At 67.0% G+C, this 22,649-nt stretch carries 18 protein-coding genes; 6 read left to right on the forward strand and 12 right to left on the reverse strand.

The features are described 5' to 3' along the window. Positions 1–167: 167 nt before the first annotated feature. A complete protein-coding gene (locus L3V18_RS11465) occupies positions 168–311 on the reverse strand; it encodes a hypothetical protein (protein ID WP_237054982.1) in 144 nt (47 codons plus the stop codon). Between the two features lie 242 nt (positions 312–553). Here L3V18_RS11465 and L3V18_RS11470 point away from each other — a divergent pair, with 242 nt between their 5' ends. Then, a complete protein-coding gene (locus L3V18_RS11470) occupies positions 554–1,867 on the forward strand; it encodes a sigma-54-dependent transcriptional regulator (RefSeq protein WP_237054984.1) in 1,314 nt (437 codons plus the stop codon). Positions 1,868–2,034: 167 nt separating this feature from the next. Here L3V18_RS11470 and L3V18_RS11475 read toward each other — a convergent pair whose 3' ends face one another. The 3 genes from L3V18_RS11475 to L3V18_RS11485 all read right to left on the reverse strand — a co-directional run bounded on the left by L3V18_RS11475 (position 2,035) and on the right by L3V18_RS11485 (position 3,788). Next, positions 2,035–2,175, reverse strand: coding sequence for a hypothetical protein (locus tag L3V18_RS11475; RefSeq protein ID WP_237054986.1), 141 nt, complete (start codon positions 2,173–2,175; stop codon positions 2,035–2,037). Positions 2,176–3,053: 878 nt separating this feature from the next. Then, positions 3,054–3,467: a CBS domain-containing protein gene (locus tag L3V18_RS11480; protein WP_237054987.1), complete on the reverse strand. Its 414-nt coding sequence runs from the start codon at positions 3,465–3,467 to the stop codon at positions 3,054–3,056. A 45-nt stretch (positions 3,468–3,512) separates the two neighbouring features. Continuing rightward, entirely contained in the window at positions 3,513–3,788 is a 276-nt protein-coding gene (locus L3V18_RS11485; protein ID WP_237054989.1) for a BON domain-containing protein, read from the reverse strand. A gap of 646 nt (positions 3,789–4,434) precedes the next feature. Between L3V18_RS11485 and L3V18_RS11490 the strand changes: the two genes are divergently transcribed. Then, positions 4,435–5,472 (forward strand): DNA topoisomerase IB, encoded by a 1,038-nt coding sequence (locus L3V18_RS11490; protein WP_343226331.1) that lies wholly within the window; start codon positions 4,435–4,437, stop codon positions 5,470–5,472. 143 nt (positions 5,473–5,615) lie between these two features. On the opposite strand, the gene L3V18_RS11495 is transcribed toward L3V18_RS11490, so the two are convergent. Then, the gene (locus L3V18_RS11495) at positions 5,616–6,551 is read right to left on the reverse strand and encodes a BON domain-containing protein (RefSeq protein WP_237054993.1); all 936 of its coding nucleotides are present in this window, start codon (positions 6,549–6,551) and stop codon (positions 5,616–5,618) included. 181 nt (positions 6,552–6,732) lie between these two features. Then, positions 6,733–7,599, reverse strand: a complete 867-nt coding sequence (locus L3V18_RS11500) for an SDR family oxidoreductase (RefSeq protein WP_237054995.1) — start codon at positions 7,597–7,599, stop codon at positions 6,733–6,735. Between the two features lie 1,524 nt (positions 7,600–9,123). Between L3V18_RS11500 and L3V18_RS11505 the strand changes: the two genes are divergently transcribed. Together L3V18_RS11505 and L3V18_RS11510 are read left to right on the forward strand one after the other, a co-directional pair. Further along, entirely contained in the window at positions 9,124–10,371 is a 1,248-nt protein-coding gene (locus L3V18_RS11505) for a beta-ketoacyl-[acyl-carrier-protein] synthase family protein (protein WP_237054997.1), read from the forward strand. A gap of 27 nt (positions 10,372–10,398) precedes the next feature. Then, a complete protein-coding gene (locus tag L3V18_RS11510; protein ID WP_237054999.1) occupies positions 10,399–11,313 on the forward strand; it encodes a crotonase/enoyl-CoA hydratase family protein in 915 nt (304 codons plus the stop codon). 8 nt (positions 11,314–11,321) lie between these two features. On the opposite strand, the gene L3V18_RS11515 is transcribed toward L3V18_RS11510, so the two are convergent. Next, on the reverse strand, positions 11,322–13,448 hold the full coding sequence (locus tag L3V18_RS11515) for a sensor histidine kinase (RefSeq protein WP_237055002.1): 2,127 nt from the start codon (positions 13,446–13,448) through the stop codon (positions 11,322–11,324). Between the two features lie 112 nt (positions 13,449–13,560). On the opposite strand from L3V18_RS11515, the gene L3V18_RS11520 reads away from it, so the two are divergent. Next, complete coding sequence (locus L3V18_RS11520; protein WP_237055004.1) at positions 13,561–13,785, forward strand: acyl carrier protein; 225 nt, start codon at positions 13,561–13,563, stop codon at positions 13,783–13,785. Between the two features lie 548 nt (positions 13,786–14,333). Here the strand turns inward: L3V18_RS11520 and ssb are convergent. Next, positions 14,334–14,831, reverse strand: a complete 498-nt coding sequence (ssb, locus tag L3V18_RS11525; RefSeq protein WP_237055006.1) for a single-stranded DNA-binding protein — start codon at positions 14,829–14,831, stop codon at positions 14,334–14,336. 334 nt (positions 14,832–15,165) lie between these two features. Here ssb and L3V18_RS11530 point away from each other — a divergent pair, with 334 nt between their 5' ends. After that, the gene (locus L3V18_RS11530; protein ID WP_237055007.1) at positions 15,166–16,179 is read left to right on the forward strand and encodes a polyprenyl synthetase family protein; all 1,014 of its coding nucleotides are present in this window, start codon (positions 15,166–15,168) and stop codon (positions 16,177–16,179) included. 6 nt (positions 16,180–16,185) lie between these two features. On the opposite strand, the gene L3V18_RS11535 is transcribed toward L3V18_RS11530, so the two are convergent. The 4 genes from L3V18_RS11535 to L3V18_RS11550 form a co-directional block, all read right to left on the reverse strand. Continuing rightward, positions 16,186–16,986 (reverse strand): dienelactone hydrolase family protein, encoded by an 801-nt coding sequence (locus tag L3V18_RS11535; RefSeq protein ID WP_237055009.1) that lies wholly within the window; start codon positions 16,984–16,986, stop codon positions 16,186–16,188. Positions 16,987–17,078: 92 nt separating this feature from the next. Next, a complete protein-coding gene (murD, locus tag L3V18_RS11540; RefSeq protein WP_237055011.1) occupies positions 17,079–18,512 on the reverse strand; it encodes a UDP-N-acetylmuramoyl-L-alanine--D-glutamate ligase in 1,434 nt (477 codons plus the stop codon). Then, a complete protein-coding gene (gene murL, locus L3V18_RS11545) occupies positions 18,493–19,878 on the reverse strand; it encodes a UDP-N-acetyl-alpha-D-muramoyl-L-alanyl-L-glutamate epimerase (RefSeq protein WP_237055013.1) in 1,386 nt (461 codons plus the stop codon). Before murL ends, murD begins: the two co-directional genes overlap by 20 nt. Before the next feature lie 9 nt (positions 19,879–19,887). Beyond that, positions 19,888–22,470 carry a bifunctional aspartate kinase/diaminopimelate decarboxylase gene (locus L3V18_RS11550; RefSeq protein WP_237055014.1) on the reverse strand — a complete coding sequence of 861 codons (2,583 nt, stop codon included), beginning with the start codon at positions 22,468–22,470 and terminating at the stop codon, positions 19,888–19,890. Positions 22,471–22,649 lie beyond the last annotated feature (179 nt).

Below are 22,649 nucleotides of genomic sequence, written 5' to 3' on the forward strand. Positions count from 1 at the left end.
CTGTATCGACGTAGGCGCCGCGGCGGCCCCTTGCGGAGTGCCGGGCTGGACGTTCGCACTCCGGCGGGCCGTCGCCGGTCGGTGCGCACTGGTATCCGGGAGCGTCGACGGTTCGACGCAATGTCATTGCCCGCTTCCGTCGGACAGTCCGGGGATCAGGGTTTCGCTCATACGCTCCCGCCCCGACCGACGATCGCCTCCAGCTCCCGCCGGGCCAGGCCGTCCTCCGGCCTCGACGTGCGGCACAGCCAGGTTTCACCGGCAAGCCGTGCGTGTATGTCGAAGCCCGCGCTGCGGGCCATCGCCAGCATGCAGACCTCGTTGGCATCTGCACAAGCCCTACTGACTTTCCGACATCGTGGGTTACCTCGCGTTCATTCGACGCTGCAGCGTGTGAGCTGAACCCTGCGCGGACAGCTTTGCGACACGCACGCAACGCGATCATGCGCACGCAATGCATCGCGTTCCTGGTATCCAGGTGGCGCGCTGAGCGCCATTCCGGCACATGGGCTATACGCATGTTTAACCGCGCCGCCCCTACGCTTGCGGCGCGATGTTCACTCCCAAGACCCGAGTCCTGATTGTCGACGGCGACGCAGTCTCTGTCGAGGCTGCTGCAGCGCTGGCGCGCGAGGAGCAATGCGAAGCCGGGATCGCACGCAGTCTTGCCGAAGCCGAATCCAGCCTGAAGCAGGCGTCGACGGATCTCCTGGTATTGGAATCGCACCTGCCTGATGGCTCGGGCCTGGACCTTCTCGAGCGGGTGGATGCGTCGCGCTACGGAAGCGTGGTCGTCCTCACCAGCAAGCCATGTCTGGAGTCGGCCGTGCGTGCGGTGACCGCGCCCGTCGTCGAGTACCTGGTCAAGCCTGTTCATCCGGGACGCCTGCGCAAGCTGTTCCGGGACGCGAAGCCGGCCAGGATCATCGCCTCGGATGCGCAATTGATGCGCACGGCGCTGATAGGCCAGTCGCGTGCGATCCGGGAGGTCGTGGCCACGCTTCTCAAGGTCGCACCTACGAATGCGTCAGTCCTGCTGACTGGAGAAAGCGGCACCGGCAAGGAGTTGGCGGCGAGGACCCTGCACGACACCAGCGACAGGCCCGGCAAGTTCGTAGCGGTAAGCTGCGGCGCGATGGCTGCCAAGCTGCTCGCATACCAGATACCCGAGAAGCAGCGCAACGGCTTCTCCGGCGCGGCTCCGCGCCAGGACGGGATGCTCGAGCAGGCCACCGGCGGAACGCTGCTCCTGGACGACGTCGCCGAGCTGCCGCCGCCGTTCCAGGCATCCCTGCTGCGGGCCCTGGAGTCCAGCTCTTCCGCACAGAACGGTGGTGGCCCTTCAGCCACGGCTCCGGCAAGGATAATCGCATCGAGCAGCCGCGACCCGCTGCAGGCGGTGGAGGAAGGCCGTTTGCGGGAGGATCTGTACTACCGCCTGGCGGAAGTGCCCGTTCACATGCCGCCGCTCAGGGACCGTGGCGAGGACATCGTGCTGCTGGCGCGCGTGTTCATCGACAGGCTCAATGCCTTTCACGGCCGGCACAAGAGGCTCGCGCACGCCTGCGAACGGGAACTGATGCGCTACCTGTGGCCAGGCAACGTACGCGAGCTGCGCAGCGCAGTGCAGCGCGCCTATCTGCTCGATGCCAGCGACTGCGTCTTCGTGCGGCCCAACGAGCGTTCGATCGGGGTCATCGAGGACTCCGAAACGTCGGTCGTTTTCAGCGTCGGGATGCGCTTTGCCGAGGTGGAGAAGCAGATGCTGCTCAAGACGCTGGCCCATTACGGCAACGACAAGACAGCAACGGCGAGGGCGCTGGGCATCAGCGTCCGCACGGTGCACAACCACCTCGCCCGCTTATGAGCGCATCTCGCACGCGGGCCCGCATCGGGCCGATGGGCCCCGAGGCCGGAGCTCACGCATAGCCATGCCCACCACGTCACCTCCAATCTCGAGAACGGTCGTGCACGCAGCGGGAATATCCGCTTCGAGCGCGTCCAGGCAGGTCGTCCAGAGGAGATTCCTGCAGGTCAGGCCGGGCCGGCCGGCCCACGCTCCTGCCTGTGATCCAGCACCCGGCTCGCCGCGATCGCGCCCCTCTCCGGCGCAAAAGCGGCCACGTACGCGCCTGCCGCGGTGTCGGTGTCACGGTCCTCCGCCAGATCATTCATCGTCTTCGACCTCCAGGCTGGATGAATCTCCGGAGTGCGTGCCCGGGGGAATCCGGCGCACCACGCGGCAAGCGGATCGTGACAATGACGGGATTCACGCAGGATGAGCGGAAGCCGCGCGGGCCTCGACACGCCGATAACAGCCGCTTGCGTGCGACGGTCGTAGTTCGCTTCGAGATGAACGCACGCTGCAGCTTCACGCAAGGACTGCAGCCATCCGCTGCCATCCCCCGCGGACGGCCGCGAGCGGAGCGCAGATCGACGTTCCTGCAGCCACGTCCGCCGTACCGGCCCTCGGGCAGGTGTGGGTTCATCCTTCCTGCAGTCGGTTCCAGTCCTCGTCCTTGCGGCGATCGGGCGAGATGCCAGGCAGGCTTGCGTGCAGACGCGCTCCAGCATGAAGAAAGCTCGACCGTGTCAAAGCGCCGAGGCTTTGGAATCACTCCCGCGGACGCCCCACGCACCAGGTCTGCCGCCGAATGACATCGCCATCGTCGGGCAGTGTCATGTATGCGGATGCCGTACGAGGTTCCTCCGAGGGTCCAGCGTTACACCAACCGGTAGCGCGGCGTGGCTCATGGATGGACGGCGCCAGCTTTCCTCTCTATCAGGCAACAGGTGAGACGCGGAAGTGGTTACCGGGCACGCCGCAAGCGACTTGCGCCGTGTCGCACGTCGCCAGAGCTCGTTCGGTCCAACCTGTCCTTCGCACGGAAATGAAACGACGGACGCGGCGAACGTCGCTGGCGCTCGCAGGCCATGCCCTGGACTGCCTGAGGCCACGATTCGCCGCCACACTTCCAGGCCCGCGCCGCCGCGGCGACCGCCCCGACCCGGCACAGATCGGCAACAGCTGAAGTCGGCCGCCGCGGGCCTGCCTAGTGAGGTGCTGCGACACCGCGCAACAGGTCCTGCGCGGCGCTCCTGTCTCCGCTCTGGGCGAAGTTGCCGAGCGACACCACGCCGACCAACCGCTTGTCGCGATCGACAACGGGCAGTCGCCGCACCTCGAGGTCGGCCATGTTGTTCGCGACGTGCTCGACGTCCTCGTCGTCGTAGCAGTACTTGACATCGGCCGACATCACCTCGCGCACCTTCGCATCGGGCCCAACGCCCCGCGCCAACGCGCGCACGACAATGTCGCGATCCGTGAGGAATCCGACAAGGCGATCTCCCTCGCCCACGGGGAGGCTGCCGATGTCGTTCTCCGCCATCAGTGTCGCCGCGTTTTTCAGGCTTTCGTCCGGCCCGACGACGCATACGTCCCGGCTCATCATCTCGTTGACTTTCATCTGCGGTTGTCCCTATCAGTTGATCGTGCATGGAGCGGCCACGGACTACGCGACCCGTATGCCGCTGCTCTCGACCCGCCTGACGCCCTCGATGCCACGGGCGACCTCGACGGCGCGATCGGCCTGCAGCCGGCTGTCTACCTGGCCACTGAGCGACACGACGCCGTTGACGGTCTCGACGTGCAGCGCAAGGCCAGGCACATCGTCCGTCACCATCAGGTCGGCCTTCACCTTGGTGGTGATCCAGGTGTCGCTGGCAGGCTGTTCCGACCTGCGCTTTCCGGACATGTCGGGCTCGTTCCTGGAGTGAAGATCTTTCACGGAATGCCTCCTCGCGTTGCGATGGATCCATCCGGACCCGGGTAACGACGACCTTATGCAATAGAGGGTTAACGCCGTGCGTATCCAGCGTGATGCAGACGTATCGCAACGTCAGGATCCATTCGCCTCTTCAGTGTCATCTCCGCTCTTCTTCACGCGTCCTCTCGATCTCGGTCCGGGAGGCGCCACGCGCTGCGTTCCACCGTCGCGCCTGGGCATGCGCTTTTTTCCTGTCGGCGACCACGCGTTGCGGTCGCCACTGCCGTGCGGATAGGTTCTCTGCTCCCGTCCAGGCTTTTTGGGGTTGGCCATGATGTCTCCTTCGCGTCGGCTGGCTCTCGATCCTTGCATGCGCCGCGTTCGCTCGACGCGAATGCTTCATGGACAGACGCCGGACCGCACACGACCCGTACAGATTCGCGGAGCGCCGCATTCATGGACCGGGGCCGAAGCAGCACACTCCAGAACGAACTGACTTCCGACGGGAACTGCGTCACTCAAGGCAGCCGGCAGGGAATCTTCGGATCCGCCGCCACACGACGTCACCACGGCTTTGGAGATCCCGCTTCCAGGCGTTTCCGGGCATGCTCGTGCACCTTCCTTTGCGCTTCATCCACAGCTAACGGCAGCCATGTAGGTTTTTCCCATGACGAACCCACGCCGTTCGCATCAGGAGAGACTGTCTGGGGCACAGCCCGGACTGCATCATGTCAGTGACACGACGCCCGGCATACGGCGTATCCGCTGCGGCCGGGGATTCCGATATCTGGATCCGGACGGAGGCCCGGTGCGCGACGCCGCGACACTGGAGCGCATACGCAGGCTGGCGATTCCCCCTGCCTATCGTGACGTATGGATATGCATGTCGCCCCGGGGCCACCTGCAGGCCACCGGCCGCGACTCGAAGGGGCGCAAGCAGTACCGCTACCATCCGCGGTGGCGGAAGCTCCGGGACGAGCACAAGTTCGACCGCGTGGCCGAGTTCTGCGCGGCATTACCGGATCTCCGACGCGCCATCCGCCGGGATCTCGACCTGCCCGGCCTGCCCCGGGACAAGGTGATCGCCGTGCTGGTGTGGATCATGTCGGCGACGCTGCTGCGCATCGGCAATGCAGCGTATGCGCGCGACAACGCATCATTCGGTCTGACCACCCTGCGGAACCGGCACGCGCGCTTCCTGCGCGATCGCCTGCGGCTGCGATTCAACGGCAAGGGCGGCCGTATCCAGGAGGTCGACGTCTCCGATCCGCGCCTGGTGCGGCTGGTGCGCCGCATGCACCAGTTGCCCGGACAGGCGCTGTTCCAGTACCGCGACGCCGACGGCGAACTGCAGCGCGTCGACTCGAGCATGGTCAACGACTACCTGCACGAGCGAATGGGCCAGAACTTCACCGCCAAGGACTTCCGTACCTGGGGCGCTACGGTGGCTGCGTTCCGGCTATTGGCATCCATCCCGGCACCCGATCCGGCCGACGCAGATTCGGCCACCGCGATCGAGCGTCAGGTGGTCGCAAGCGTCGCGGCCATGCTCGGCAACACGGCCGCGGTCTGCCGGAAGTCCTACATCGACCCCGGCCTGTTCGAAGCGTGGAGAGATGGTCTGCTGCCGTCCGCTGGCAACCGTCGCAGCGCCCGTCAATGGGAGACGACCGTCTGTCGTTTCCTTGCCCGGCTCCACCGCTGATGACCGCACCTGTATCGGCATATGGGAGCCATCGGTGGCGGACCCGGTACTGGGTGCCGACAGCACGGCCGACGGCCGGCGGAAACCGCAGGCCTCCGTCGTGTCTCCGCCCGATTCCGGGCGCCTGCGCATTCGTGGGCGGGCTACTGCTCCTGCTTCGCGTCGCTGCCGGGACGACTGCCGCCGTCGCGCCCGGGTCCGCCGGTCGTCTGCATCTGATCGCTGCCTGAGGCGGAGTAACCGGCCTGCGAACCGAGACGTTCCTCGGCGATCACGCGGATGCGGTTCTCCACATCCTTGGCCCCCGGTATCGAATCTGCGATGTCTTCCGCACGATGTTTCATCCAGCGCGCGGGCACCCGCCCCTCCAGGCGGAGGCGTCCACTTTCGCATCGCACGTCGATGTCGGTGGCGTCGACCACCGGATCGTCGCTCAGGCGCTCGTTGACGTCTTCCAGTATCCGCTCATCCGACCGCGTATAGCCGCGTGGCCCCCTGCCCCGCTGGCTGCGGTAGCCACGGTGCTCGGCCTGATAGCCCTGCCCCGGATAGCCTGCGGCATCTCCGAAGTCCGCGCCATATCCGGAGTACCCGGGACGGCCGTGATCGCTGCCATAAGCGCTGCGCGCACCCTCGCCGCCACGGGCGTAGCCATGGTCGGGACGTCCGCGTCCGGGCTCCCGAGGATAGTCGCGGTACATGGCCGCGCGACGCTCGTCGGCGTGGTACGGCCTCTCTCCGCGCTCGGGGTCGCGGGTGTGGTCGTGCGCGAACTCGCCTGCGCGCGCGGCAGCGTACTCGTCGTCGTAATCGTAGATTCCGCGTCCGGGGTGATACGCCTCGCCGGTTTCCGAGAGCGCGTATTCATCGGGCGCATAGCCGGTACGGTACGCGTCGCGCCGGTAGCGAGGCGCCTCGCCGAATCTGCCGGCGGCCCTTTCCTCATGAGGCTCCGCGGGATAGCCGCCATCCGCATAGGCGTAGTCGTCGCCGCGACCGCGGTAGCGATGGCCGCGCCCGCGACCGTACTGCTCCGCCTCTCCAAACCTCTCCGGGTCTCGTTGTTGCCTCGTATTCATGTCGTATTGCCTCGTTGCTGATTCCAACCAGTGGCGCCCCTGCCGCAGGCAGTTGGCGCCGGTTTCCATGACCCACTCCGCCACCGCCTTGAACTCGCCGACTCCGACGGCATCGCGGTCATGGCCCTGCTCCTCGGAACGCCGTCGCGGTCTGGAGCGACGCGTGGATTGCTGTGCCGTGCTACGCACTTATGTACCCTCCTCCGTTGATGTGGATGGTCTGTCCGGTGATGAAGGACGCCTCCTCGCATGCGAGGAATACGTAGGCGGGCCCGATCTCGCAGGGTTGTCCGGCACGCTTCAGCAAAGTCCCCGCTCCGAACTCGGCCACCTCCTTCGCGGAGAAGCTGGCCGGGATCAGCGGCGTCCATACCGGGCCCGGCGCCACCGAGTTGACGCGGATCCCGCGTCCGGCGAGCGCCTGCGCCAGCGAGAACGTCAGCGCGTGGATCGCGCCCTTCGTCGTGGCGTAGTCGATCAGCTTCTCGTGGCCGCGTGCGCCGGTCACCGACCCGGTATTGATGATGACGCCGCCTGTGTCCATGTGGGGGATGGCGGCGATCGTCATGTACAGGTAGGCGAAGATGTTGGTGCGGAACGTGCGCTCGATCTGTTCTGGACTCAGCTGCTCCGGTTCCTCGACCACGTGCTGCTCGGCCGCGTTGTTGACCAGGATGTCCAGCCGGTCATAGGTCTCGACGACACGATGCACGAACCGGTGGCAGAAGCCGGGGTCGCCGACGTCGCCGGCCATCGATAGGCATTCGCTTCCCTCGGCGCGGATCAGGCGCTCGGTCTCGGCTGCGTCCTCTTCTTCATCGAGATATCCGAACGCGACGGTAGCGCCTTCGCGGGCGAAGTGGAGCGCGACCGCGCGACCGATGCCGCTGTCGCCTCCGGTTATGATCGCGACCCTTCCCTTCAGCCGTGACGACCCGGTGTAGCTGTCGCGGATGCTCTCCGGCTCAGGCACCATCTCCGACTGCAGGCCCGGTTGCCGGTCCTGTTCCTGTGGCGGTCGCTGCTGTCGTGCATGCGCATCGTTCATGTCGATCTCTGCTCCGCGAAACACAATGCAGCATCGCAACCGCCGCATGCGCCCGACGTCATGGATTTCTTAGGGTTTGGTAAGCGGTGCATGTCCGCCTCGTGAAAGTCCGGACCGACGTCGGTCGACCCTGCACTTTTTTCGTCCTGCAGCCGCTGAACCCGCGATACGGAGCGACTCCGTGTCATCGCCGGACGGCGTCTGCCTGCACCTGCCCGCCGCGCGCCGACGTCGACTCCGGCCACGTACGAATCACGGTACGCCCTGATTCATGCCGATGCCTCGTGGAGAGCGATGGCTCCCGCGTCCGTCCGCATCCGGCGAAGCGCACGACTGCCAGGGACCATGAAGGGCGCCGGTCACGTGCGGGCAACATCCGGCGCGTTATAGAAATGCACTCCCCCCAAGAGGTCAGATGGACATGTCACGCGACTCCAAGGATCCTCCGGCATCGCCGCGCAATCCCGCACCGGCCGAAACGCCGAAGCAGCGGCACGCGCGCAAGGAGAGGGAGGACCGGAACCAGGACGAAGCGCTGGAGGAAACGTTTCCCGCCAGCGATCCGGTCTCTCCTTTCGTTCCCGCGAAGAGCCCGGACTAGCAGTGCCGCTCTGTCACCGCGTTCGTCGCGGCTCCCGCTCGACCTGAGGGCATGCAAAGTCACGACTGCCGGAAGCCGGCTGCAGGCCGGACGGCATGTCGGGGCCGGCCGTCGACCGGCCGGTACCTGTCGCCGCTCCCTCGAAGACGGGCAATGCATCAGGTTTCGATTGGGCATGCCCGGTCGGATCGGCTGACGAGACCGGTCGATTCGGTCAGCACCGGGCCCGCGTTCCATGGTCAGTGCTGCAGGCGCCAAGGACTACGCTGGCGACTCCCCGACCTGCTGCAGATCTGCACCGGCAAGTATCCCGCGCGGATGAAACCGGCTTCTTCAGCTCGGCGTACTTCGTAGCCGTGCCGTCCGTTGTCTATTCCGGACAGCTACCCGGGAGTTTTACGACCACCCCGGAAAGACGGAACGCGCCGCCCCCGACGCCGGGTCCATGCATCGAATGGAGTGGCTGAGGCATTTCGGCATACTCTGGACGGAAGCCGCGCCCGTCCAGCTCCATCAGAACGCCGAGTTCTTCAAACGCATCTTCGACCCTGCCGTCCAGAAAGTTCCCGTCTCCAGACGGCTTCATCGTTTCGACAAAAGGCGGGCGGTCCACGTTTTTCGATCAGGCAGCCGTTCCGACGGGCCTGCTTGCCGCAGCGCAGCCACAAGCGCGGGCGGAGCGGCACGGGCATCCAGCATGGGATCGTTCTCGCATGCGGGACGGCTCGACGAGATCTGGTCGGCTATGCCAATGCGTCCGGCGTTCCGACCGCGCGGGTTCCGCCCCGATGAGCCCAGGTCGTCAAAGTGACGCACAACATATCCCGGTGATAACGTCATCCGTGTCCTTCACTCGCTGTTGCCGGCGCGCAAGCGCATATAAGCAGGGCTCTCGGGCCTAGAGAATCCACTCGACCACTCCCATGAAGAAACGACGCGTCGCCATCACCGGCCTTGGCCTGCTGTCTCCCGTCGGGCTCGATCAATCCGAAGCCACCGAGTCCCTTCGATCTGTCCGCTCCGGCATAACCGTCGTCGAAGCGCCTCCCCTGAAAAAGGTCTTCCCGGGCGGTCGTATAGATCGCGGTTTTGAAGACCGGTTCACCAGACTGGAGCTGCCATTTCTCGACAGGGTCCAGCAGATGGCGATCCTGGCGGCGAGGCAGGCGTCGGACGATGCCGGGGTCGACGACTACGATTCATACGGTATCCGTGCGGGTTGCTACTACGGCAACATCAACGGCGGCGCCGCCACGATCGGGCGCTGGTTCGAGGACATGCTCCTGCAGGGCAAGCAGACGGCCCGCCCCTTCACCGCGATGGCCATCATGGGCAACGGAGGAGGCGCCCAGGTCTCGATCCGCCAGAAGATCCGCGGGCCCGTCATCACCAATGCGAGCGCCTGCGCCACCTCCGGCGTTGCCATCGGAGAGGCGGCGCGGGCGATCGCCGATGGCTACATCGACATCGCGTTGGCCGGAGGGGCCGAGGCGCCTCTTACCGCCGGAGTACTGAGCACGTTCGACGGGATCCGAGCGATGTCGGCACCCGATCCCGAAGACCCTGCCCGCACCTGCAAGCCGTTCTCGGCGAACCGGAGCGGACTGGTGCTGGGGGAAGGCTCGGCCTGGATCGTGCTCGAGGAGGCCGAGGCAGCCCGCGCCCGGGGCGCACGCATCCACGGCTACCTGACCGGATATGGCGTTTCTTGTGACGCCCATCACATCGGAATGCCCGAGGCCGGTGGCCAGATAGCCGCATTGAAGAGCGCGCTGGCCCACGCCGGGCTCCAGCCCTCCGAAGTCGACTACATCAACGCCCACGCCACCGCCACGAATGGAGGCGACATCATCGAATCGACGGCGTTGGGGGCGGTCTTCGGGACCGGCAGCCAGGCCCCGAAGGTCAGCTCGACGAAGTCGGTGCACGGACATCTCATCGGCGCCACGAGCGCGCTGGAACTCGTCCTGACCCTCATAGCCATGCAGAACCGCCTGCTCCCGGCCAGCGCCCATCTGGACACGCCCGACCCGAGGTGCGAGCTCAACCACGTCGGTCCCTCTCCCGTCCTCGACGTCGACATTCGCCACGCCTTGAGCTTCTCTTGCGGCTTCGGAGGCACGAACGCCGCCCTGATCGTCTCCCGACACGACATCCCCCTTCCCCAATGATCCAACCCCAACGACGAGGAGCCCGTCATGCGCGTCACAGCATCTGTATCCACCCCCCTCCAGTTCGCCAAGTCACCTGACGGCGGACGCCTGAACAGCGAGATCCGCCGGCTGTCGCAGCCCACGGTCTGGCTGACCTTCAGCCCCGACCCACGGACGGGGATACACAACTTCACCCCATCGGTAGTCGACGAATTCCAGCAGATCCTCGGCGAGATGAAGCAGTGGTCCGGAGAGACCCAGGGCATCAATCCCTCCAGCCCCGGCTATGCGGTCATCCAGTCTTCCGACCCGACCTACTTCAGCCAGGGCGGGGACCTGTCGTTCTTCCTCGACTGCATCCGCAGGCGCGACGCCAGGACGCTGCACCGCTATTCCATGCAATGCCTGAACGTCATGCTCCAGTGGTCGACGGGCTTCGTGGACGACGTCCACACCATCTCACTGGTCCAGGGACGAGCCCTCGGCGGCGGCTTCGAGATGGCGATCAGCTCGGATTACGTGATCGCCGAGGAGCACAGCGACTTCGCCTTCCCCGAGATCATGTTCGGCCTTTTCCCGTGCACCGGGGCGATGGGCCTGATCACCTCCCGCTGCAACGCCTTCGTCGCCGAGCGGATGATGACCCGCAAGCGCAGGCCGTACAGCGCACAGGAGCTGTTCGAGCTCGGACTCGTGGACGAGATCTGCCCCACGGGCGAAGGCGAGATCGCCGTCGAAAGGCACATCGCCGAGCACGCCAGGCGCAGGAAGTCGCGGATGAAGATCCAGCAGAGTCGCCACCGTCACAGCGCCCTCAGCCGCGAGGAAGGTGTCCGGATCGTGGACGACTGGGTCGAAACGGCCATGGAACTCGACGCCGACGAGCTCCGCTCGCTGGAGATGCTCATCATGATGCAGAGGGGGGGACTTCTGCCCGAGGCACCCAAACAGGTCGCCTGACTTCGCTTCTACGTGTTGACCGCTTTTGGCGCGGCGATGGAACGCCGCACTTCCTTCAGAGCCTCGACGGTCCTGGCAGCAGTCTCCATCAGGTCCTGCTGCCATTTCCCCTCTTCCGCCAGCAGCACGTTCGCCCGGATGGTCATCAGCCTGTCCGCGACGGCAGCCAGGCGCCCGGCACTGCTGCTCAGTGCCACGCCCTTCAGTGAATGGGCGACGCGATGCACCGCCGGCAGATCCTTGCGGGCGATCGCCGCGGCGAGATCCTGATGAAGCGATTCCAGCTCCAGGATGCTTTCGGAAAGAATGCGGATATGGAACTCGGGCGTGTCCCGGATCTCGCGCAGATTGTCCAGCAGGTCCGCGCCGACGTACTCGACCGGCACCGCCGAAAGTTCGACCGACCTGCGCCCCGCTTGTGGCGGCCCCGCCTCCGGCACCGTGCCGGCACCGGGTTCATCGGGAAACGCCTGCGACATGGCCGACCGGATCTTGTGGAACGTGACCGGCTTATGGATGATTCCCGTCGCACCGAGCTCCTGGAGGGTTTCTGCCGTCAGGCCGGTCGCATCCGCGGTAACGAAGAACGTGGGGGCCACCTTGACCCTGCTCAGCGCGTAGTTCTGGTACACGGTGGCGCCATCGACATCGGCCATGTTGTAGTCCAGAAACACGATGTCGAACTCGCCGGTCCCCAACTGGACTGCGGCGTCACGTCCGCAACTGACGGCGACGACTTCGTGCCCGTCCTTTCCGAGCATCTCCTCCAGGAGATCGAGGTTGGTCAGGTTGTCGTCGGCTATCAGTACGCGCTTGGGCGTCACCAGGACGACCGGCTGCTTCGTTTCGCTCTCGAGCCTGGGCAGGAGGGACTCGGATTCGACCGGCAGCTTCAGGACGAAATGAAAACAGCTTCCCTCCCCGAGGGTGCTGTCCACTTTCAGCTGCCCGCCCATGCGGCCAACGATCTCCTTCGCGATCGACATGCCCAGCCCGGACCCGCCGCGCTTGTGCTGCGAGTCCGATGCCACCTGGAAGAAGGGGTCGAAGATCTTCTCGTGGAACTCGGGAGCGATGCCGATACCGGTATCGGACACCCCGAACCAGAGCTCGTAAACGCCGTCCCTGTGATCGACGAGCCTGACCTTCAGCCTCACGGAGCCGGAATCGGTGAACTTCACTGCGTTGCCGCACAGATTCGTCAGCACCGCGATCAGGTCGCCACAGTGCCCCACCACCGGCAGACGGATCGCCTCGTCGAACTCCAGCTTGACGTCGATGTTCTTGCCGGCCGCGATCGACTCCAGCGCCTTGAACGCGCTGGCCGCAGCGACGGCAACACTGAAGGGAGCGCTGTCTGTCGTGCTCTGCAGACTGCCCTTCGACTCGATCCTCGACAGGTCGAGGAGCTGCTTGATCTCCGAATCCAGCGAGGCCGACAGGTGCAGGATCGACCTTGCGCGCCTCAGCGTGTCCGGATCCCCGGACTCGACTTCCATCAGCTGCGCCGCGGCCGATATCCCCGTCAACGGCGTCCGCAGTTCATGGCTGACCTTCGCCAGCAACTGGGACTTCGCACGGCTCTCGTGCTCCGCAAGCGCCTTTGCCTTTCTTATCCTCGCGATGAGGAACGAAGCGTAGACGGGCACCAGGAGCAGGAGGATCATGTGGGACAACGCAAACAGCACGTGTCCCTGCCAGGTATCCGACATCAGCACGACCACGGTGAATCCGGTCAGCGACATCGTCTGGCATACGTGCATCGGCACCGCCCCGACCCGGAAACCGAACCCGAGCACGGTGAACAGATACAGGCCACAGGCGAGGACGGACGACTCGCCGGCGATGAACAGCCAGACGGAGAGAAACAGCGGGTCCATCACCGCTGTGATCATCACCAGGTCGCGGTAGGTGAGCGGCTCGGGGTTCTTCGAGAAGTGCCGCGCCACGAGGGTGTAAACCACGTACAGGGTGACGATGCCGCCCGCGACAAATGGATCCGCCGGCGTATGGTAGGGCCCGAACGTGTATATCGCCACGATCACGGCAGCCATCAACAGGCCCACCCGGACCCGGAAGTTCGCCTGCGTCAGGACGTTCCTGGCGAGCTCATCGCTGTCGATTGCGCTGTCCATATCCGTTGGCACCTACTCGGCATCCGCTTGTTCAGGTCGCGCGCGGGCTGTGCAATGATTGGACATCATTATCCGGGCCCCAGTTATGGACAAGAGCACACTTCTCGAGCAGATGAGCCGTCTGGTACAGGAGCAATACGGCATCGATGCGGGTTTGATTGTACCTGAGGCCAGACTGCGGGACCTGGGCATCGATTCGATGATGTCGGCCGACCTCCTGATCGAACTCGAGACGGCGTTTTCCATCACCTTCACCGACCTCCAGCTCCCGTCGGACCCGACCGTCGGTGATGTTCTCGATCTGGTCCACCGCACGATCGACCCGCAATCCGCCTGAATTTCCGTTCGGCACTCGCTGGCTGATTCTCGTCGTTTGCAACCATGATTTTCAGCCGGTCGTCGGCGCGATGACGGCCGGCGGTCTCGCGACCTGCCATGCTCATGTCGCGTCGCCTGCCCTTCGCCAGCGGGGCTGCCTCTGTTGCGGATCGCGGTCGCGTGCGGCCACAGCGCTTGTCCGGCAATGGATGCTCGGGATGTCGGACTGTTCCCCGAGCGCATCGACTTGCTGCAGCGGCGACTGTCCGGAGGCCCTGTTGCGAGGCTCTTCAAAAACTCGCCAGAACTCGCCAGGCTTTCTCCCGTGTGTATCGATGGCGCGAGCCTGAAGGCGACCGTCTGCCGGCACCGGTCGACGCCCGACTGAAATGCCAGCGCGGTCTCGATGCCCTGGACCGCAACTGGACGGCCGGTGGTATCCGGGTCTTCGTGAGCAGCCTGCCTCACGGGCAGCTCCAACGCCCGTTTCGAGCCGGCGACGAGCTTCCAGAAAAAAGGCCCGCAACAAGCGGGCCTTCCACGAAACGCTGTTGCCGGTGGCGGCAATCAGAACGGGATGTCGTCGTCGGCGAAATCGTCGGCGAAGTCGTTCGACTTGGCCGGCGGCGCTTCGCGACGCGGCTGCGACTCCTGTCGCGCCGGCGCACGCTGCGGACGGTCGCCGCCACCGCGATACTCGCCGCGTCCGCTACCGCCACCGCCGCCTTCACCGCGGCCACCGAGCATCTGCATCTCGTCGGCGACGATGTCGGTGGAGTACTTCTCCACCCCGTCCTGGCCGGTGTACTTGTCGTAGCGGATCGAGCCTTCAACGTAGACCTGGCTGCCCTTGCGCAGATACTCGCCGGCGATCTCGCCGAGCTTGCCGAAGAACACCACGCGGTGCCACTCGGTACGCTCCTGGGTGTTGCCGTCGCGGTCCTTGCGCACGCTGGTGGTGGCCAGACTGATCCGGGTCACGGCCATGCCGCTCTGGGTGTATTTGGTGTCGGGGTCGTTGCCGAGGTTGCCGACCAGGATCACCTTGTTGATGCCACGCGCCATGTACGGGTCCTATGGGTTGTTCCGGTGAATTGTCGCTGGGTCCGCGGCGGCTGCGTCGTGTCGGTGGCCGCGCGACTGACATTGCAGTATACCCCCGACCCCGACGCCATCGGGGCAGATCCCCTTGCCGGGTCGGAACTTTCCTACCCCGCTGCATGCCCGGAAACATCACGGGTGCCGCCGTCGCCCGTGCGCGCGGGCCGCAGATGAACGCGGCCCGGCCGGTCGCATCCGCAACCACGGCCCCGTCCACGGCCGGTCTTCGCCGCCGCGCCTGCAGAGCCTCGGCAGGCCAGCCGCTATAATCCGGCGTCCTCCCGTCCGCAGCCCCCCAATGTCAGCACAACCCCTGGCCGCCGTACCGGACCTCGCCGCCATCCAGTCGCTCGCGCGGGCGGACATGGCGGCCGTCGACGCGTTGATCCGACGTCGTCTGGCATCCGACGTCGTGCTGATCAACCAGGTCGCCGAGTACATCGTCGGGGCCGGCGGCAAGCGGCTGCGACCGATGCTGCTGCTGCTCGCGGCCGGTGCGACCGGCAACGGCCCGCGTGCGATCGGCAACCACGCGCACCAGTTGGCGGCGGTGGTCGAGTTCATCCATACCGCCACGCTGCTGCACGACGACGTGGTCGACGAGTCCGACCTGCGCCGCGGCCGCAGGACGGCCAACGCGGTCTGGGGCAACGCCGCGAGCGTACTGGTCGGCGACTTCCTGTACTCGCGCAGCTTCCAGTTGATGGTGGAGCTCGACCGCATGGAGGTAATGCGGATCCTCGCCGACACCACCAACCGGATCGCGGAGGGCGAGGTCCTGCAACTGCTGCACGTGCGCAATCCGGACACCGACGAAGGCGCCTACCTGCGCGTGATCGAGCGCAAGACCGCGGTGCTGTTCGCCGCCGCGACCCGGCTTGGTGCGCTGGTGTCCGCCGACAGCGTCGACCCGGCGCTCTGCGAGGCGCTGCACGATTACGGCCTCAACCTCGGCTACGCGTTCCAGATCGCCGATGACGTGCTCGATTATGCGTCGGACGCCGAGACGCTCGGCAAGAATCTCGGCGACGACCTGGCCGAAGGCAAGGCCACGCTGCCGCTGATCCACGCGATGGCGCACAGCGACGCCGCCACTCGCGCGTGCCTGCGCACGGCGGTGGAGGAAGGCGATACCGATGCGCTGCCGGAGGTGCTGGGCGCGATCCGCGCCTGCGGCAGCCTCGATTACAGCCGCGCCCGTGCCAACGCCTATGCGGCCGCCGCGGAGGCGGCGCTCGACGGCGTCGACGACAACGAGTACTGCGCGGCGCTGCGCGGACTGGCGCGCTACGCGGTCAGCCGCGACCACTGATCCGCATCAGCGCGGTTCGTCGAAGCGCTCCGCCAGGAACAGCCGCATCATCGCCATCGCCCGGCCTGCCGCCCGCGCGTCGTAGCGGCAGTTGCTGTCCGCAGGGTTGCCGGCGTCCTCTTCCTGCGCGAAGCAGTGGCGCGCACCGCTGAAGTTGACGAACTGCCAGTCCGCTCCGGCCGCGTCCATCGCCTGCTCGAAACCGCGGATGTCCTCATCCGGCACCGATGTGTCGTCAGCACCGTTGAGCACCAGCAGCGGCGTCGGGATCCGCTGGCCTGTGGTCGGCAGATAGGTCTTCAGCCCGCCGTGGAAGCTGACCACGCCGGCCAGCTCCGCTCCGCTGCGGGCCAGCTCCAGCGCCACCGAACCGCCGAAGCAGAAACCCACCGCGCCGATCCGTTGCCGGTCCAGCGGCAGCCGTTCCGCCTGCGCCTTCAGCGCCTCCACCGCCCGGGCCGCCCGCTCGCGCAGGGCGACGCCGCCGTCGGCGTAGACGCGGCCGACCTGCTCGCGCGCCTCGGCGTCGTTCCGCGGGCGCACACCCTTGCCGTAGACATCGGCGACCAGCACCACGTAGTCCTGGCCTGCGATCTGCCGCGCCTTGGCGATCGCCGCGTCGCCGACACCCATCCAGTTCGGAATCATCACCAGGCCCGGACGCGACGGGTCTTCGGTGTCGTCGTAGACCAGCATGCCCTCGAAAGCCTGTCCATCGACCTCCCATTCCAGAGGCTCGACCCGCATCGCCGCCAGGGCGGGCGTGGTGAGCAGCAACAGGGCAAGAACGGCGGCAAGACGGCGCATGGCCTGGCTCCAGCGATATGGGCGGAACCAAAAGCCTACCGCGCCGGCGGCCGCGGTGACACGGGCGCGCCGGGCAGCCGGGCCGGGAAGGCTCAGGCGATGCCGAGCCCCGGAATCGCGCTGATGCCGTCGGGGTCGAAGCCCGCCAGCGCGGCGAAATGCCGGCCGCGGGCGACATAGTCGCGATACGGCCCGAAGCTGGGCGCGCCCGGCGACAGCAGCAGTACGCACCCGTCCGCGGCAGTCCCGCCGGCCAACGTCTGGCGTGCAAGCCCAAAGGCCTGCTCCAGGGTATCGGCCTCGCGTAGCACGAAGCCCGTGGCGGCGGCCACCGGCGCCAGCAGGGCGGCGATGCGCGGGCCGTTCTGCCCCATCGTGACGATCGCCGCCGGTGCGTGCCCGCGCATCGCGTTCGCGAAATCCGACCAGTCCAGCCCGCGGTCGTGCCCCCCGACCAGCACCGCGACCCGGCGATCGGCGAAGCAACCGAGTGCGGCCAGGGTCGCGTGCGGGGTGGTGCTGATCGAGTCGTTGACGTATTCCACGCCGTCGCGCGCGCCCAGCGACTGCAGGCGATGCGGCAATGGCTGGAAACCCGCGGCGAAGGGTGCGAGCGATGTGGCATCCAGCCCCAACGCCTCCAGCGCCGTCAGCGCCGCGCACAGGTTGCCGCGGTTGTGGCGGCCCGGCAGCGGCATGCCGCCAGTGTCGAGCACCGCGTCGCCGCCGCGGTACAACCGGTCACCGCGAAGGTGCCAGCCGTCGGGGCGACCGTACCAGCGGACCTCGCTGTCCCGCAGCTGCAACGCGGCCAGGGTCGGGTCGTCGGCGTTGAGCACGGCGATGCGCGGCCGCGCCGCGGTCACCAGTTTCAGCTTGTCCTCCACGTAGCGCTGCTGCGAACCGTGCCAGTCCAGGTGTTCGGGATAGACGTTGGTGATCACCGCGACCTCGGGCCGTCCGCCGCCTGCGGCGACGTCGCCCGTCTGGTAACTCGACAGCTCGATCGCCCAGTACTCGGGTGGCGGCTCGGGTTCGAGCAGTTCCAGCAACGGCAGACCGATGTTGCCCGCCAGCGCCGTGCGGTGCCCGCCCGCACGCAACAGGTGCGCCAGCAGCGCCGTGGTCGTGCTCTTGCCCTTGGTGCCGGTCACGCAGACGCTGCCGCGAACGATGCCGTCGCTGCCGGCGCACTCGGCGAACCACAGCGCGGTGCCGCCGATGAACCGGGTGCCGCGCGAAGCCGCCGCCAGCGCTTCCGCGCCGTACGGACTGATGCCGGGCGATTTCACCACCAGTGCATGCGCAGCCAGCGCATCGGTGTCGGCGCGGGTCCGTACCGAAAGCAGCGCATCGCCGAGCGCGCGCGGCTCGCCGGCCTCGGCCTCGTTGCAGAACAGCGTCAGCGGCAGTCGCGGACAGCGACCGCGTATCGCCCGGTACGCGGCCCGGCCCTCGCGGCCCCAGCCCCACAGGGCAACGGCGCCGCCGCCCGCTGCGATCGCCTCAAGCGCGGAAATACGCATCCAGCCGCTCCGCCAGCGCCCGGGGGATGCGGTGTTCGTCGTCCGGCACCAGCAACGGCGCAAGCGCGAGCCCGGCGCGATCGAGCTGCGGCTCGATCTCGCGCGCGAACCGCTCGACCAGCGCGTCCCCCCGCCATTCCGCGCGGGTCGCCAGCGCCGCCATCGCCGCGCGCGACTCGCGCCCCTCGCCGACGCATTCGAACGGCTTGTGGTCGCGAAACTCCAGCAGCGCGTCGTAGCCGTCCATCTGATCGGGGTCGTCGAGCAGGTTGCGGCCGAAGATGCCGACCAGTCGCGGCTTCGGCATGAACGGCGCCAGCGCGAGGAACACGAAGTGGCACTTCGGGCAGACGCCGCACCAGCGATTGGCCGGCCGTTCGCCGAGGATGTGGAAATTGCGGTTGCAGCTGGAGAAATGGCCGTCGTAGCGGTCGCTCTTCGCGAACTGCCGCGCGACCGCGAGCTCGCTCAACGGCCGCAGCAGCGAGTAATAGTGCAGGCCGGCGGCGACGTGCCGCTCGACATGCTCGCCGAAAGCCTTCTCGAACGCCCAGCCCTTCGACCACTGGTGATTGACCTCGCTGGTCACGCTGCCGTCGTCGGCGAGGATCAGGCTGCCGTAGCTGGCGGAGCGCTCGTTCGAGAACACCACCTGGTCGACCCCATTCAGGATCGCAGCCAGCACCAGGATCGCCGAGTTCACCGCGGTCACCGGAATGTGACCGTTCCAGGCGCCCTGGCGGTTCAGCTCGAACAGCTCGGGTGCGAGCGCGCGACCGATGTTGAGCGTCGGCAACCCGGTGCGTTCGGCGCAGGCGCGGATCAGTTGCGAACCGCCGATCCAGCTGACGGTCTGGGCGACGCCCATCGACCGCAGCGCCTCGATGCTGACCAGCGAATCCTTGCCGCCTCCGATCGCGACCAGCGCGTGTTCGCGCAGACCCGGCGCGGGCGCGGGCATGGCGTCGCCGGGCTCGTGCGGGAAGCGGATGCGTCCATGCAGGTCGAGGCCATTGCGGTACGCGAACTCGCCCAGGCCGTTGACGTAGATGCTTTCCAGCAACCTCGCGGTGTCGACGTCGATCGAATAGCCGTCGATACGGATGCGTCGCGGCACCGCCGCCTTGTAGTAGCTGACCCCGGCGATCAGGTGCAACAGGCGCAGCGCGCGTTCGGCCGCGGCGGCGCGCGCCGGATCGGCCCCGGCGTCGGGAAACGGTGCGCCGGGCAGGATAACGGTCTCGACCAGCTCGGGACCGTCGTCGAACGCATACACCAGCTGCGCGACGCCGGTCGCCGGATCGAAGCCACAGCGCACGAAGCGGAACGTCTCGATCGCGTCGCGTTGGAACTTGTACTCACTCATTCCGCTCACTCATTCGATGACATCCTCGGCCGGAAGGGCCCGCAGGTTGTAGGTACTCGACATCGTGTAGCCGTAGGCGCCGGCGTCGGCGATCAGCATGATGTCGCCAGGGACGGTGGAGGCCGGCAGCTTGACCCGGTGGCCGAACACGTCGCTCGATTCGCAGATCGGCCCGACCACGTCGAACACGCCGTCGGCGGCCGCATCGAGACGCTGCAGGTTCACGATCTCGTGCCAGGCGTCGTACAGCGCCGGACGCACCAGGGTGTTCATGCCCGCGTCCAGGCCGACCCGCAGGATGCCGTCCTTCTCCACCACCTGGGTGGCCCGGGCCAGCAGCACACCGCCTTCCGCGACGAGGAAGCGGCCCGGCTCGATCGCCAGCTCGAATGCCGGGTGGATCGTCTTGACCTCGGCCAGCCCTTCGGCCCAGTCCCGCAGATCGAACGGTTCATCGTCCTGGCCATACGGGATCGGCAGACCGCCACCGATGTCCAGCACCTGCACGCTGCCGATGCGGCGCGCGAAGCCGGCCAGTTCGTCGTACATCTGCCGCCAGTGCGCGCGCGTCTCCACGCCGCTGCCCAGGTGCGCATGCACACCGACGATGCTGATCTGAAGCGCGCGCGCGGCATCGACGAACTCGTCCACGCGTGCGGCGGCGAGGCCGAACTTGGAGTTCTTGCCTCCGGTATTGACCTTCTCGTGGTGGCCGTCGCCGTGACCGAGGTCGATCCGCAGCCACAGGCTGCGTCCGCGGAAGACGTCGGGCCAGCGGCGCAGCGCCTCGACGTTGTCGAGGGTGACGGTCACGCCCAGTTCCAGCGCCGCGGCGTACTCGTGGTGCGGAGCGAAGCTCGGCGTGAACAGCACTCGGGCGGGGTCGAGCCGCGGCAGCGCCTCGAACACGTGCCGCAGCTCGCCCAGCGACACGCATTCCAGTCCGAAGCCCTCGGCGACCAGCGCCTTCAGCACTTCGGGGTGGGAGTTGGCCTTGATCGCGTAGTAGCGCCGGTCGATCGCGTCGATCGCGGCGAGCTGCCGGGCGCGCTCGCGCACCGTCGGCAGGTGATAGACGTAGCGCGGCGTGCCGCCTGCGGCCAGCTCCAGCAGCTGCTGGCGCCGCCCCTTCCACCACGGCACCGGCTTCGGCCGCAGCTGGCCCTGGATCTCGCGCCAGCGCGGGCCGAATACCTGCGCCTCGTGCACCGGCATCGCGCCGCTGTCGATCAGTTCGGCGTGCAGCAGCGGCAGCATGCCCTCCGCGTCGGCCTCGTCGATGACGAAGGTGAGGTTGAGGTCGTTCGACGACTGCGAGATCAGGTGCACGCGCTCCCTGCCGAACGCCGCCCACACGCCGGACAACTTATGCAGCAGCGAGCGCATGCCGCGGCCGACCAGGGTGATCGCCGCGCACGAGACGATCACCTTGACCCGGCAGATCTGCTCCAGATCGGCCGACAGCGCCTCCAGCACGTTGGTGCTGACCAGGTTCTCGCTCGGGTCCAGCGACACCGTGACGTTGGTCTCGGACGAGCCGATCAGGTCGACCGACAGGCCGTGCCGCTTGAACTTCTCGAAGATGTCGGCGAGAAAGCCGACCGACTGCCACATGCCGACGCTTTCCATCGACACCAGTACGATGCCGTTGCGGCGGCTGATCGCCTTGACCCCGGGGATGGTCGCCGCCAGCGTGTCGATGCGGGTGCCGGGCTGTTCCGGGCGCTCGGTATCGAGGATCGCCATCGGCACGTTGGCGTGCCGGCACGGCCCGAGCGAGCGCGGGTGCAGCACCTTGGCGCCGGTGGTCGCGATTTCCTGCGCCTCGGCGTAGTCGAGCCGGGTCAGCAGGCGCGCGTCCGGCACCTCGCGCGGATTCGCGCTGAACATGCCCGGGACGTCGGTCCAGATCTCGACCCGCTGCGCCTTCAGCAGGCCTCCGAAGTAGGCCGCCGAGGTATCCGAACCGCCACGTCCGAGCACCGCGGTGCCGCCGTCGCCGTGACGGGCGATGAAGCCCTGGGTGATCAGGAGTGGACTCGGCTGTGCGGCGAAGCGGACGGCGAAGTCCGCATCGGCCTCGCGACGGCAGTTCACCGACAACCGCTGCGCCCACCCGCTCGCATTGGGCAGCGAGACCGCATCCAGCCACTCGCGCGCATCGCACCAGCCGAAATCGTGGCCCTGCGCGCGCAGGTAGGCCGCCCCCAGGGTCGAGGACAGCAGCTCGCCCTGGGCCAACACTTCGGCCTGCCAGTCCAGCGCCAGCACCGCCGCGCGCGGATCGGCACCGAGCGCCTGCAGCGTCGCGAAACGCTCGCCGAGCACGGCGTCCGGATCCAGATCGAGCTCGCCGCAGAACGCGCGGTGGCGTTCGAGCAGCGCATCGACCCGTGCCGCGATGCCGTCGCCGGCGCAGATCGCGGTCAGCTCGTTGGTGACCCCGGACAACGCCGACACCACCACCAGCACGCGTGCGCCATCCTCGGCCATGCGTTTGGCGGCGAGCGTTCCGATGGTGTCCCAACGGTTGCGGCGCGATACCGATGTCCCGCCGAACTTGAGTACGACCCAACGCTGCGCTTCTGCCACCACTGTGCCTCTGGGTTATGTCGATATGGGGAATGAAACCGGCGCGACCGGCCGGCTCCGCCTAGAATCGTCGCCCCGACTCCGCTCCGGTAACGCCCCCGGTCCGGCGGCAGGGATACCGGAACTCCTTCGGTATCGCGATTCCAAGCCGGCGATTCTAGAGCAACTCCCCTTCCTTC

The organism is Marilutibacter chinensis (assembly GCF_021725675.1).
Lineage (GTDB): Bacteria > Pseudomonadota > Gammaproteobacteria > Xanthomonadales > Xanthomonadaceae > Marilutibacter > Marilutibacter chinensis.

What these genes read in the sequence shown, in the direction of transcription:
- murL (WP_237055013.1), bottom strand. Translation starts at nt 19,878, where the DNA reads ATGAGTGAGTACAAGTTCCAACGCGACGCGATCGAGACGTTCCGCTTC.
- L3V18_RS11490 (WP_343226331.1), top strand. Translation starts at nt 4,435, where the DNA reads ATGACGAACCCACGCCGTTCGCATCAGGAGAGACTGTCTGGGGCACAG.
- L3V18_RS11510 (WP_237054999.1), top strand. Translation starts at nt 10,399, where the DNA reads ATGCGCGTCACAGCATCTGTATCCACCCCCCTCCAGTTCGCCAAGTCA.
- L3V18_RS11465 (WP_237054982.1), bottom strand. Translation starts at nt 311, where the DNA reads ATGCTGGCGATGGCCCGCAGCGCGGGCTTCGACATACACGCACGGCTT.
- L3V18_RS11520 (WP_237055004.1), top strand. Translation starts at nt 13,561, where the DNA reads ATGAGCCGTCTGGTACAGGAGCAATACGGCATCGATGCGGGTTTGATT.
- L3V18_RS11495 (WP_237054993.1), bottom strand. Translation starts at nt 6,551, where the DNA reads ATGAATACGAGGCAACAACGAGACCCGGAGAGGTTTGGAGAGGCGGAG.
- L3V18_RS11530 (WP_237055007.1), top strand. Translation starts at nt 15,166, where the DNA reads ATGTCAGCACAACCCCTGGCCGCCGTACCGGACCTCGCCGCCATCCAG.
- murD (WP_237055011.1), bottom strand. Translation starts at nt 18,512, where the DNA reads ATGCGTATTTCCGCGCTTGAGGCGATCGCAGCGGGCGGCGGCGCCGTT.
- L3V18_RS11470 (WP_237054984.1), top strand. Translation starts at nt 554, where the DNA reads ATGTTCACTCCCAAGACCCGAGTCCTGATTGTCGACGGCGACGCAGTC.
- L3V18_RS11535 (WP_237055009.1), bottom strand. Translation starts at nt 16,986, where the DNA reads ATGCGCCGTCTTGCCGCCGTTCTTGCCCTGTTGCTGCTCACCACGCCC.
- L3V18_RS11500 (WP_237054995.1), bottom strand. Translation starts at nt 7,599, where the DNA reads ATGAACGATGCGCATGCACGACAGCAGCGACCGCCACAGGAACAGGAC.
- L3V18_RS11505 (WP_237054997.1), top strand. Translation starts at nt 9,124, where the DNA reads ATGAAGAAACGACGCGTCGCCATCACCGGCCTTGGCCTGCTGTCTCCC.
- L3V18_RS11480 (WP_237054987.1), bottom strand. Translation starts at nt 3,467, where the DNA reads ATGAAAGTCAACGAGATGATGAGCCGGGACGTATGCGTCGTCGGGCCG.
- L3V18_RS11475 (WP_237054986.1), bottom strand. Translation starts at nt 2,175, where the DNA reads ATGAATGATCTGGCGGAGGACCGTGACACCGACACCGCGGCAGGCGCG.
- L3V18_RS11515 (WP_237055002.1), bottom strand. Translation starts at nt 13,448, where the DNA reads ATGGACAGCGCAATCGACAGCGATGAGCTCGCCAGGAACGTCCTGACG.
- ssb (WP_237055006.1), bottom strand. Translation starts at nt 14,831, where the DNA reads ATGGCGCGTGGCATCAACAAGGTGATCCTGGTCGGCAACCTCGGCAAC.